The sequence below is a fragment of the Flavobacterium adhaerens genome, assembly GCF_040045115.1.
Classification (GTDB): domain Bacteria; phylum Bacteroidota; class Bacteroidia; order Flavobacteriales; family Flavobacteriaceae; genus Flavobacterium; species Flavobacterium adhaerens.
Genome location: NZ_JBDLZX010000005.1, coordinates 58,668 through 71,442, shown reverse-complemented (window position 1 = coordinate 71,442; position 12,775 = coordinate 58,668). Strand labels below are relative to the sequence as shown.

At 33.1% G+C, this 12,775-nt stretch carries 12 protein-coding genes; 11 read left to right on the top strand and 1 reads right to left on the bottom strand.

All coding sequences use genetic code 11. From position 1 onward, the window contains the following. Positions 1-24 precede the first annotated feature (24 nt). The 11 genes from ABEB18_RS08320 (at position 25) to ABEB18_RS08270 (ending at position 11,692) form a co-directional block, all read left to right on the top strand. The gene (locus ABEB18_RS08320) at positions 25-474 is read left to right on the top strand and encodes a hypothetical protein (RefSeq protein WP_348798795.1); all 450 of its coding nucleotides are present in this window, start codon (positions 25-27) and stop codon (positions 472-474) included. Between the two features lie 155 nt (positions 475-629). Continuing rightward, complete coding sequence (recF, locus tag ABEB18_RS08315; protein ID WP_348798794.1) at positions 630-1,709, top strand: DNA replication/repair protein RecF; 1,080 nt, start codon at positions 630-632, stop codon at positions 1,707-1,709. Between the two features lie 76 nt (positions 1,710-1,785). Further along, positions 1,786-2,478, top strand: coding sequence for a thioredoxin domain-containing protein (locus ABEB18_RS08310; RefSeq protein WP_348798792.1), 693 nt, complete (start codon positions 1,786-1,788; stop codon positions 2,476-2,478). A 10-nt stretch (positions 2,479-2,488) separates the two neighbouring features. Continuing rightward, entirely contained in the window at positions 2,489-3,160 is a 672-nt protein-coding gene (locus ABEB18_RS08305; protein ID WP_348798791.1) for a DUF2461 domain-containing protein, read from the top strand. A 34-nt stretch (positions 3,161-3,194) separates the two neighbouring features. Beyond that, positions 3,195-4,208, top strand: coding sequence for a UDP-N-acetylmuramate dehydrogenase (gene murB / locus ABEB18_RS08300; RefSeq protein ID WP_348798790.1), 1,014 nt, complete (start codon positions 3,195-3,197; stop codon positions 4,206-4,208). A 205-nt stretch (positions 4,209-4,413) separates the two neighbouring features. Further along, positions 4,414-5,520 carry a glycosyltransferase gene (locus tag ABEB18_RS08295; protein ID WP_348798789.1) on the top strand — a complete coding sequence of 369 codons (1,107 nt, stop codon included), beginning with the start codon at positions 4,414-4,416 and terminating at the stop codon, positions 5,518-5,520. Next, on the top strand, positions 5,511-6,062 hold the full coding sequence (locus ABEB18_RS08290) for an RNA polymerase sigma factor (RefSeq protein ID WP_348798788.1): 552 nt from the start codon (positions 5,511-5,513) through the stop codon (positions 6,060-6,062). The genes ABEB18_RS08295 and ABEB18_RS08290 overlap by 10 nt, the downstream gene beginning before the upstream one ends. A gap of 254 nt (positions 6,063-6,316) precedes the next feature. Further along, the gene (locus ABEB18_RS08285; protein WP_348798787.1) at positions 6,317-7,147 is read left to right on the top strand and encodes an energy transducer TonB; all 831 of its coding nucleotides are present in this window, start codon (positions 6,317-6,319) and stop codon (positions 7,145-7,147) included. A gap of 153 nt (positions 7,148-7,300) precedes the next feature. After that, on the top strand, positions 7,301-8,200 hold the full coding sequence (gene lipA, locus ABEB18_RS08280) for a lipoyl synthase (RefSeq protein WP_348798786.1): 900 nt from the start codon (positions 7,301-7,303) through the stop codon (positions 8,198-8,200). A 61-nt stretch (positions 8,201-8,261) separates the two neighbouring features. Beyond that, positions 8,262-9,269 carry a type I glyceraldehyde-3-phosphate dehydrogenase gene (gap, locus tag ABEB18_RS08275; RefSeq protein ID WP_348798785.1) on the top strand — a complete coding sequence of 336 codons (1,008 nt, stop codon included), beginning with the start codon at positions 8,262-8,264 and terminating at the stop codon, positions 9,267-9,269. Between the two features lie 251 nt (positions 9,270-9,520). Continuing rightward, positions 9,521-11,692: a tetratricopeptide repeat-containing hybrid sensor histidine kinase/response regulator gene (locus ABEB18_RS08270; protein ID WP_348798784.1), complete on the top strand. Its 2,172-nt coding sequence runs from the start codon at positions 9,521-9,523 to the stop codon at positions 11,690-11,692. A 15-nt stretch (positions 11,693-11,707) separates the two neighbouring features. On the opposite strand, the gene lpxK is transcribed toward ABEB18_RS08270, so the two are convergent. Beyond that, entirely contained in the window at positions 11,708-12,724 is a 1,017-nt protein-coding gene (gene lpxK / locus ABEB18_RS08265) for a tetraacyldisaccharide 4'-kinase (RefSeq protein ID WP_348798783.1), read from the bottom strand. Positions 12,725-12,775 lie beyond the last annotated feature (51 nt).

Genomic DNA, 12,775 nt, shown 5'->3' with positions numbered 1-12,775 from the left:
AGCACTTACCCTATAAACTTCTAAATGAAAAACAATTATTTGCCCAAAACAAGAATCGAACTAGAAAACTGGATGAAAGAAAATTGTTATAATTTTGACAGTTACTCGATAAATGGTAATAGTATTTATGAAGGTTATGAGATTCAAAAAAAAGAAGACTTCTATATTTGGTACTTCACAGAACGTGGTAAAAAGCAAAAAATAAGACACTTTAAAACAGAAAGCGAAATAGTTGCATATGCTTTTGGCCAAATTAGTTCAGACAAATGGGCCGAAATACATTGCATAGGTTTTTCTAGCGATCAAGACAAAATCACAGAATTAAAAAATATCTTGCTAAAAATGAATATTACTTATTTTGAAGACCAGATTCCTTATTACGGAATCGACAAACCCGTTTTCAGGATATTTGTATCAGGTTGTGACATTCAGCCAACGACACATTTGAAGGAAAAATATTGGACCGAAAAATAAACCTCACTTACACAAACAAAACTTCCAGATTGCCTCAGAAATTCAATTATTTTCGGCAACACTTTTCCCAATATATCGATATTTTTCAATAATTTGCAGCCGTTTTGAACAGCCACAAAAACCCTTCAAAACAGCAATTCCAGAAAGACGTTCCGATGTATTTAAAAAAAATATCCTTATTCAATTACAAGAATTTTTCCGAAGCCAATTTCGAATTCGACAACAAAATCAATTGTTTTGTAGGCAAAAACGGCATCGGAAAAACCAATGTTTTGGATGCTATTTATCATTTGTCGTACGGAAAAAGCTACTTCAATCCGTTGGCTGTACAAAACATCAAACACGGAGAAGAATTCTTTGTCATTGATGCCGAATTTGACAAAAACGAAAGAACCGAGCAAATTATTTGCAGCCTAAAAAAAGGTCAAAAAAAAGTCTTGAAACGCAACGGAAAAGCCTACGATAAATTCTCCGATCACATTGGTTTTATACCCTTGGTAATTATTTCGCCTGCCGATAGGGATTTAATTATTGATGGAAGCGAAACCCGCAGAAAATTTATGGATAGCGTGATTTCGCAACTAGATGCAAACTACTTACAACATCTCATTCAGTACCAAAAAGTAATGAGTCAACGCAATGCTTTGTTAAAATATTTTGCTTTGAATCATACTTACGACAATGACACGTTATCTATTTACAACGAACAACTCACCGAGTACGGACAGTTTATATTTGAAAAAAGAAAAGCTTTCATCGCAGAGTTCGTCCCTATTTTCAACCTTCATCACCATAATATCACGGGATCAGAAGAATCCGTTCAAATCATTTATGAAAGTCATTTATTCGAAAATGATTTACTGACACTTTTACAACAAAACATCAACAAAGACAGAATGTTGCAATACACCAGTGTTGGTATCCACAAAGACGATCTTTCTTTTGAAATAGACAATTATCCTATCAAGAAATTTGGTTCACAAGGACAGCAAAAATCGTTTTTAATAGCCCTGAAATTAGCTCAATTTGAGTTCTTAAAAAAACAGAGCGGTGTAAAACCCATTCTTCTATTTGATGATATCTTTGATAAATTAGACGAAAACCGAGTTTCTAAAATAATCGAAATGGTTAACAACGATACCTTTGGCCAACTCTTTATTTCAGACACACACCCAGAACGCACCGAAACCATTGTAAAAGCCACCTTACAGAGTTATACTATTTTTAATTTGTGATTTTTATTTAAGATTGGTTCCAAATTCAGACAGCAAAAATTGCTTACTTTTACAACAATTAAAAAAATATACCCCAATGCAATTAAAATCTTTTTTTTTATTTTTTATAACATTAGTAACATTTGGTTGTCATTCCCAAAATGCGGTTCAAACTATTGATGTTAAGTCCTATTCTGAAAAAATAAAAACCAATTCAAATGCCCAAATCCTAGATGTTCGCACACCCGAAGAATACGCTACAGGACATATCGACAATTCCGATAACGTGAATTGGCTCAGCGAAAGCTTTGTTGTAAGAACCGACAAATACGACAAAACCAAACCCGTTTTTGTGTATTGCAAAAGCGGCGGCCGAAGTCTAAAAGCTTCTGAAAAATTAGTCGAATTAGGCTTTACAACTGTTTACAATCTTGACGGCGGAATGCTCAAATGGGAAGCTGCAGGACTGGCAAAACCAAACAACAAAATCATTGGAATCAACAAGCAGGAATACGACAAATTATTAAATACTGACAAAAAAATATTGGTTAGCTTTTATGCGCCTTGGTGTGCTCCTTGCAAAAAAATGGAACCTTATGTTTTGAAAATGCAAAAAGAAATGGCGAATAATGTCACTATTATTCGGCTAAATGCTGACGAAAACAAAACCATAATGCAAGAATTAAAAATCAGTGAACTACCAACATTTGTGCTCTACGAAAACAAAGCCGTAAAATGGCAACAATCAGGATTTGTAAGCGAAAAAGACTTAAAAAAACAACTGTTATAACCATCAGCCTATGCTCTCAAAAGACACCTTAGATTTTTTGGCAGATTTAAAAACCAACAATAATAGAGAATGGTTTTTAGACAATAAAAAAAGATACGAAATCGTAAAGAAAGACTATCATCAACTGATAGCATCTTTGCTTGATGCCTTAAAACCTCACGACCCCTCAATCGAAATGCTGGAAGTTAAAAATTGCACTTTTAGAATCAATCGTGATGTTCGTTTCTCTAAAGATAAATCTCCTTATAAAACTAATTTAGGAATTTGGATTTCTGGTGGAGCAAAACACACAGAAGCTCCGGGTTATTATTTGCATATCGAAAATGAAAATTGCTTCATTGGCGGAGGAATATATTGTCCAGAACCTGAACAGATTCAGAAAATCAGAAAAGAAATTCACTTTTTCTACGATGATTTAACCAATATTTTGAATGACAAAAAGTTTCAGTCAACCTTTGGAGATTTAGATAGAAACGAAGCCACAACACTAAAAAATCCTCCGAAAGGATACGACAAAGAAGATCCTGCAATTGAACATTTAAAATTGAAAAGCTTTATCGCAACTCAAAAGATTGACTCTAAATTAGTAACTCAAAAAGACTTTGTTCCTACAATTATCGAAAAAATGTTGATTCTAAAACCTTTTAATGATTTTATCGAAAGGGCTTTGTACACCGAATAATTTTAAAAAACACATATATAAATCATAATTCCACATGGAAATCCAGTCCAATTTTTCTTTAAAAAACTACAATACTTTTGGCATTGAAGCCAAAGCTAAACGATTTGTTGCTGTACATACTGTTGCTGAACTGAAAACCGTCTTAGTCGAAAACCCAAGCGAAAAAAAATTCATCCTAGGTGGCGGAAGCAATATGTTGTTGACAAAAGATATAGATGCATTGGTCATTCATGTTGATCTAAAAGGAAAAACAATCATAAACGAAGATGATGATTTTGTTTGGATTGAATGTGAAGCAGGCGAAAACTGGCACCAATTTGTACTTTGGAACATCGAACAAAATTATGGTGGATTAGAAAACATGTCATTAATTCCTGGAAACGTTGGAACAACTCCTGTTCAAAATATTGGTGCGTATGGTGCCGAAATCAAAGATACTTTTGTTTCTTGCGAAGCAGTAAATATTGCAACTCAAGAAACGAGAACTTTTACCAATGAAGAATGTAATTTTGGTTACCGCGAAAGTATTTTTAAGAATGAAGTAAAAGACCAATATATTATTACCTCAGTGGTTTTCAAACTAACCAAACGCAATCACAAAATAAACACCAAATACGGAGACATTCTAGCCGAATTAGCCAAAAACAATGTGACAGTTCCTACCTTAAAAGACGTAAGCAACGCAGTAATTGCAATTCGAAAAAGTAAATTACCAGATCCCGCCGAATTGGGAAATAGCGGTAGTTTCTTTAAAAACCCAATATTATTAAAGACCGATTTTGAGCCTATTCACCAAAAATTTCCCGAAATGAAATTCTTCGATATTTCGGAAACCGAAGTCAAAGTACCTGCAGGATGGCTTATCGAGCATGCTGGTCTAAAAGGAAAACGTTTTGGTAATGCTGGCGTACACAAAAATCAAGCTTTGGTTTTAGTCAATTATGGAGGAGCAACTGGACAAGAAATCTTGGCTGTTTCCAAGACAGTTCAGAAAACCGTTTTTGATACTTTTGGAATACAAATAGAAGCTGAAGTAAATGTGATTTAAAGTAAAAATAATAAAAACAAATCAGTAGTTTTTTTTATAAAAATTAGAAATCTATTATCAAAGAAGTAAAAAAAAATCAAAAAAACACTATCTCAAGCAATAGCAAAAGAAATGAATAATTGTTCAAAGTAATTATCGTTTTTGTGTTGAAAATTGACATTTGCTAAGTACATTTGTAATCGTTTTTAAAGCCAAAAAATAAAAGATGCTAAACATTACTTTATACTTTTTTATTGCTATAGTTGTTGTACAACTTTTTTATTATCTAATTATTTTTGCCAAATTTTCTTTTGCAAAAAAACAAGTAGTCAATCCAAAAAACGTTCCTATTTCGGTTATCGTTTGTGCAAAAAATGAAGAAGAAAATGTAAAAAAATACGTTCCTTTATTGGCAGAACAGAATTATCCAGACTTTGAAATCGTTTTGATTGACGATGCCTCAAGCGACAATACTTTGGAAATTTTTGAAGAATTCGAAAAACAATATCCAAATATTCGTTTGGTAAAAGTAAAAAACAACGAAGCCTTTTGGGGTAACAAAAAATATGCTCTAACATTGGGAATTAAATCTGCCAAAAAAGAGTACTTATTATTTACCGATGCTGATTGTTATCCAACTTCAAAAGATTGGATAACCAACATGAGTGCGCAATTTACAAGAGAAAAAACAATTGTTTTAGGATATGGAAAATATGAAAAAATTGCCAATTCATTCCTTAACAAAATAATTCGATATGAAACTTTGCTAACTGCGGTTCAATATTTTTCTTGGGCAAAAACAGGCAAACCTTATATGGGAGTTGGACGCAATTTGGCTTACAAAAAAGAAGAATTTTTTAACGTAAATGGCTTTATAGATCATATTCAAATTCGTTCGGGTGATGATGATTTATTTATCAATCAAGCATCCAATTCTAAAAACACAACCATTAGCTACTCGGTGGACAGCTTTACATATTCAGCACCAAAAACCTCTTACAAAGAATGGTTTATCCAAAAAAGAAGACACATCGCTACCGCAAAACATTACAAGACATTTGACAAAATACAATTAGGATTATTCTTTAGTTCTCAATTGCTATTTTTATTATTACCTATTGTTTTATTAGCATTTCAGCATCAATGGATAATAGTAGTAAGCCTAATTGGGTTTAGATATTTATTCACTTGGTTAACACTTGGTTTTGCCGCAGGGAAATTAAAAGAAAAAGATGTGATGTATTGGTATCCTATTATAGAAATTATACTTATATTCACTCAAATTAATGTCTTTTTTACCAATATCATTTCAAAACCTGCACATTGGAAATAAGTGAACAAATAGAAAAAGCCAAGAACGGGAACCAAATTGCCTTTACTTTTCTGTTGGATTATTACTGGAATGAGGTTTACGGTTTCATGTTAAAACGAACTGAAAACGAAACCACTGCCGAGGATATTACTATAGAAACTTTTTCTAAAGCATTTGACAAAATTGCCACTTACAATCCAGAATATCAATTTAATACTTGGCTAATTTCTATTGCCAAGAATGTACATATTGATTTAATTCGGAAAAAAAAATCGAGTCTATTCATCGAAATTACTGACGAACAAGACCAAACAGCTTATAATGTGGCCGACACAGCTCCATCGGCAGAAGATGTATTGATTACAGAGCAAAATCTCTCTCAATTACTGCGATACATCAAAGAATTAAAACCTCATTATCAAGAGGTAATTCAACTGCGTTATTTTCAAGAGATGAGTTATCAAGAAATAGCCAACAAAATAGACGAGCCTTTGAGCAACGTTAAAATCAAACTACTACGAGCCAAAAAACTACTTTCAGAAATTATACAAAACAGAAGGTAACTTTATTCATCCAACCAATTTCGCTTCTTTTAGCAGTATCAACTGATAAAACTCAATTCTAAAATCAAACAATTTATTTGTTAAATAGCTATTGTTTTATTCAATATTATTTATTAAATTTAACCATACTGATATTATTTTAACATCTTTATCAAAATTTTTCAAAAACACACGTTCTTCCTATTTTGTTTGCACTATTAAATATTTTCAGCCTATGATTTAATCTTACTTATTAACCATTAAATCTATTAATTATGTCAAAATTAAACATCTTCGAAACCACTTGGATTAATCTAGTTTTCGAAAACCGCAATCAAGAATATGGAGCGTATCCTTTACGTCAAGAAAACACCAAAACCTCTTTTTTTGCACTCTTCATAGGGGTATCCCTTTTGACAGTTGCAATTAGTATTCCAATGGTTTATAACGCCCTAAATCCAAATCATCAAATTCCCGCAATTATTCCCGATGATGAGATACTGGTAGTAACCCCCTATGAACCAATCATTTTTAATGACACAAAACCTGAAGAAGCTACTTTACCAGCCATCGAAAGGCCTGTTACAGAAAATGAAATACCAAAATTACAACTCACAAATCCTGAAATTGTTCAAGCAACTGCCGCTACTACTGAGCCTATAGCTACGAACACCGAACTCAAAGACAATCCTGTTTCAAACACTATTGGAACATCAGGTACTGAGTTAGGAACTGAAACAACAGGAAGTACTGGAACTGCAGTAAGCGCACCAAGCCTACCCGCAAACGCTATATTACCTAGTGTTTCGCTAGACAAAAAACCAGAATTTCCTGGAGGAATTCAAAAATTTTATAATTATGTTGGAACTAATTTTGAAAAACCAGAATTAGAAATGGACAGCATGATACGTATTACTGTATCTTTTGTTGTTGAAAAAGACGGAAGTATGACTGATATTAGAGTACTGAAAGATCCTGGTCATGGCTTAGGAGCTGAAGCCATTCGTGTTTTAAAATCATTAAAAACCAAATGGAGCCCTGGTATTTATCAAGGTAAGCCCGTTAGAACCTCATACAATCTACCCATAGCAATTCAAGCAAATTAACTTTTAATACAACCAAAAAGCGAAAGTCAGTTTAGCTAAATCGACTTTCGCTTTTTTTCAGCAATAAACAAATCACTTTTTATCAAAATTCACAAAAATGCAACCCAAATTCTAAAACAACATTGCTTATCTTTGCAATCTGAAAATTAGAATATGGAAACTGTTTTAGATAATACATTACCTATTGGAACTCAAAGTGGAGCAGAAACGAATGTAACCAAACCAAAATGGTTAAAAGTAAAACTTCCAATAGGACAAAAATATACCGAACTTAGAGGCCTTGTTGATAAATATAGCCTGAACACTATTTGCACCTCTGGAAGTTGCCCTAATATGGGAGAATGCTGGGGAGAAGGAACAGCAACTTTTATGATTTTAGGAAACATCTGTACTCGTTCTTGCGGTTTTTGTGGTGTAAAAACTGGAAGACCCGAAACGGTTGACTGGGACGAACCTGAAAAAGTAGCTCGTTCAATAAAAATCATGAACATTAAACATGCTGTAATTACAAGCGTTGACAGAGATGATTTGAAAGATGGAGGTTCTATTATTTGGATTGAAACTGTAAAAGCAATTCGCAGAATGAATCCAAACACAACCCTTGAAACTCTTATTCCTGATTTCCAAGGAATCGAAAGAAACATCGATAGAATTGTAGAAGCCAATCCAGAAGTTGTTTCTCACAACATTGAAACAGTTCGCCGATTGACTCGCGAAGTCCGCATACAAGCCAAATACGATCGAAGTATGGAAGTTTTGAGATACCTAAAAGAAAAAGGAATCAACAGAACCAAATCTGGAATTATGTTAGGTCTTGGTGAGCAAGAAGAAGAAGTTTTTCAAACCATGCGAGATTTAAAAGCAGCCAATGTAGATGTTGTTACAATTGGACAATATTTACAACCAAGTAAAAAACACCTGCCAGTAAAAGAGTTCATCACCCCTGAACAATTTGAGAAATATGAAAAATACGGCTTAGAACTTGGTTTTCGTCATGTCGAAAGCGGTCCATTGGTTCGTTCTTCATATAAAGCGCAAAAACATATACTCTAAAAAAGTTAATTCGGTTAATCGTTTACTAGTTTAACCGATTAACTGAATTAAATAAAGAACTTTGAAAACAAGAATCGCCATTAACGGTTTTGGAAGAATTGGAAGAAATTTATTTCGTCTTCTACTCAATCATCCAACTATAGAAGTCGTTGCCATAAATGACATTGCCGACAAAAAAACCATGTCTCATTTGGTAAAATACGATAGTATTCACGGAGTTTTGCCTTATACTGTAAGTCATGACGACAAAGGAATTATTGTTGATGGAAAGCATTTTTTATTTTTTCACGAAAAAAATATTTCTAATTTAGATTGGAAAAGCATCCATATTGATTTTGCAATTGAATCTACAGGAAAGTTCAAAACTTTTGAAGATATCAATACCCATATTTTAGCTGGTGCCAAAAGAGTTATCTTGTCTGCTCCTGCAGAAGTAGATAACATCAAAACTGTAGTACTAGGTGTCAATGACTCGATTCTTGACGGAACCGAAACAATAGTATCCAATGCAAGTTGCACCACAAATAATGCCGCACCAATGATCAAAGTAATCGAAGAACTTTGCGGTATCGAACAAGCTTACATTACTACTATACACTCTTTTACAACAGATCAAAGCTTACACGATCAGCCTCATAAAGATTTGCGAAGAGCCAGAGGAGCCAGCCAATCTATTGTCCCTACAACTACTGGAGCTGCAAAAGCATTGACCAAAATTTTCACTTCACTTAATGACAAAATGGGTGGATGTGGTATTCGTGTACCCGTTCCAGATGGCTCATTGACCGATATCACATTCAACGTAAAAAAATCGGTGACTATTGAAGAAATTAACAACGCTTTCAAAAAAGCATCCGAAACCCATTTGAAAGGAATTTTAGAATATACCGAAGACCCAATTGTATCGATTGATATTATTGGCAATAAAAATTCTTGTGTTTTCGATTCTCAACTTACATCGGTAATAGACAAAATGGTAAAAGTAGTAGGCTGGTATGATAACGAAATCGGGTATTCATCAAGAATCATTGATTTAATTTTATTATTAAACTCAAAACAAACAAGTTAAAAATAAATCCAACGCTAAAATAGTACCTCCCAGAGAACAAACGATTAAACCCTGTAACCACAGAACATTTGTCTTAAAAAAATCATTGTTATTTAAAATTTTCACAATCATTTTGCACAAACAACAGCAAAACACTCTAAAATACATAGTTTTAACCTATATTTGAACAATAAAAACAAATAAATCCGAATTAAAGACCTAATCTTCACAGTTACTATCGAAAGATAAAGCATATCCCCAAATAGCAACATATGAAATATTTTATCTTTTTTCTGTTATTCCTTCCTGCGGTACTATATCCTCAAAAGAGCGCTATAGACAGTGTTGCCTATTACACAAAACTAGCTGCCGAAAACAAAAAAAACAACAATTATAAGAATGTCTTAATATACACGCAGAAATCTATAAATTATTGCAAAAAGAAAAACAATATCTTAGAAGAAGCCTACCAAACCTTCAACTTAGCCAAAATATATTACGAACTAAAATTTGAAAATGACGCAATCGAAGTTTTCAGTAATAGTGTAGCGCTATTCGACGTTGTTTTAAAAAAACCCAATGAAAAAGTCGCCGATGCTTATTACTACATTGGCCTGGTCTATATCGGAAAAAAGAAATATGATTTGGCCGAAACAGCTATAAACAAAGCCGAAGAAATCCAAAAAAGCTCAAATCTTTACAAGAACCTTGACCAAATCAACTTGCAAAAAGGGATTCTTTTGAAGAAAAAAGGAAAAGAATCCTCCGCAATAACGCTCTTTAGTTCAATTGCTGCCAAACCAGAAAACTATGCCTATCCAAATACAAAAGCCGAAGCTTTTTATCAAATAGGAAACATCGAAGAAAAAAACAAGCGTTACAACTTGGCTTTAAACTATTACAACAAAGCATTCGAACTCAACAGTAAAACCAAAGACCTAGAACAACAATCGAACATTTTATTTGCCTTAAGTGTCATATACGACAAGCTTTTGGATAAAACCACAGCTTATACTTTTTTGAAAAAATATTCGAATTTAAAAGAACACATTACCTTATTAAATGATGAAAAACTAGGTATCAATGACTATGAAGCCTTTAAGGAATCGCAACGAATTCAGGAAAAAATCCTAAAAGAAAAAGAAGAAAAAGAAAAAGATGATAAATTCTCCAGACTTATAAGCATTTTGGCAATTGCCATCATTTCTATTCTTTCCTTATTAAGTTTATCATTATACAAAAACAATATTATTCGAAATCAAACCAATTCGTTATTAAAAGAGAAAAACAACGAATTGATAACCGCCAAAAACAAAGCCGAAGAAGCTTCAAAAGCCAGAGCCGAATTCTTATCAACGGTAAGTCATGAGCTTAGAACACCACTTAATGCTATTAACGGGATTACACATCTTTTACTAGAAGAAAACCCAAAAAAAACTCAGATGCACTACCTAACTTCGCTAAAGTTTTCAGGAAACTATCTGACTAATTTTATTAATGACATATTAGAAATAAACAAAATAGAATCTAATAAAATGGAGATTGAATACATATCATTCAACCTCAAACAACTATTGAGCGACATTCAAAATTCGCTTAAAGAAATTGCTATTGTAAACAACAATCAATTTGTTCTTAAAGTTGACTCATCAATTCCAGAAAATCTAATTGGAGACCCAACCAAGTTGTCTCAAATTTTCATGAACTTAATCAATAATGCATTAAAATTTACCGATAATGGTACCATAAGCGTGATTGCCAGATTAAGAAATCAAACAGCCGAAAATGTTGCGATTTATTTTCAAATTATTGATACCGGAATAGGGATTCCCGAAGACAAACTAAAAACAGTATTCGAGAGTTTTTCGCAAGGTTCTGTAGAGATTAACCGAAAATTTGGAGGTACAGGATTAGGATTAACCATTGTAAAAAAACTTGTTCGCATGCTTGGTGGTCGTATCCGATTAAAAAGTGTCGTAGGTAAAGGCTCTACTTTTTCATTTGAATTGAATTTTAAAACCGATACAAAACCTATTCAAATAAACGAAAAAGGCAAAAATTACAATTCGGATATTTTCAAAAACAAAAAAATATTATTGGTTGAAGATAACAAAATCAACCAAATGATTACCCAAAAAATGCTTTCCAGAAAAGAAATGGAATGTACCATTTTAGACAATGGAGAGGAAGCCATACAAATTTTAAAAACCAATACTTACGATTTGGTTTTGATGGATGTGCATTTATTAGGTATTAACGGGACAACAGCTACACAACAAATTAGAGAATTTGACGTCACAACACCTATCATTGCATTGACAGCAATCTCTCTTAATGAAAACCGTGAAATGTTAATTTCTTTTGGTATGACAGATGTAATCACAAAACCGTTTATCCCTGAAGATTTCTACACTACAATCGCACAGAACTTTAGCAAATCATAGCCGTAATCAAAAAACTTAGTTGTCTTTTTGGATATAATTTAAAATCATCTCATCAAAACTTTTCCCTTTAGAGAGAAAAGAACTTTTTATTGGCAAATAATAAAGCTGTTCACTCAAAAGACTTCCTTTTAAACGAACATAATCTTTCTCAGTGGTCACAATAATTTTACCTTTTGCTTTTTCTTTAATTTGCAACAACTCGTTTTCGGTAAAATTGTGATGATCCGAAAAAGCCAAACAGATATCATTATCACACTTTAAATAATCAAAAAAGGGCTCTGGTTTTGCAATTCCAGCCAACAGAAGTTTATTTATTGATTTCACCTCGGCCTCTTTTCTTTCATTATTTTCTGAATAAACAATATTATCATATTCAATAAAAGTAAAAAACAAACTTTGACTTGCCGAAAGCCTCAATTTTTCCCTGATCGAATTTTGTTCCTCCAAAGACAAATTTGACGGACACTTGGTAACAATAACAGCATTCGCTCTTTTTGCACCGCTTCTACCCTCTCGCAAATTACCTGTCGGCAACATAAAATCGTCACAGTACAAATCGCCATAAGCAGTAAGCATTACATAAAAACCAGCCTTAACTTTACGGTGCTGAAAAGCATCATCCAATAGCACAACGTCTGGTTTTACCGATCCTGAAAGCAGTTGTTCGATTCCGTTTTTTCTATTAGCATCAACCGCAACAAGTATATTTTTGAATTTTTTATAAAATTGAAATGGTTCGTCACCAAGTTCTTGTGCGCTCGAATTCTGATTAGCCAAAACAAAACCTTCACTTTGTCGCTTATAGCCTCGACTCAAAGTAGCTACCTTATATTTATCCGAAAGTAACCGAATCAAATATTCTATCTGTGGTGTTTTGCCCGTTCCACCCACACTAAGGTTTCCCACCGCAATCACAGGAACATCAAACGAATAAGATTTTAGGACTTTAATATCAAAAAGAAAATTGCGAACACTCGTAATAAAGCCATATAAAACAGCAAACGGAAATAGTATTTTTCGAATTAAATTCATTTCACGAAAGTAAACATTTTAGAATAATAGAAAAAGACAACTCAAATCTAA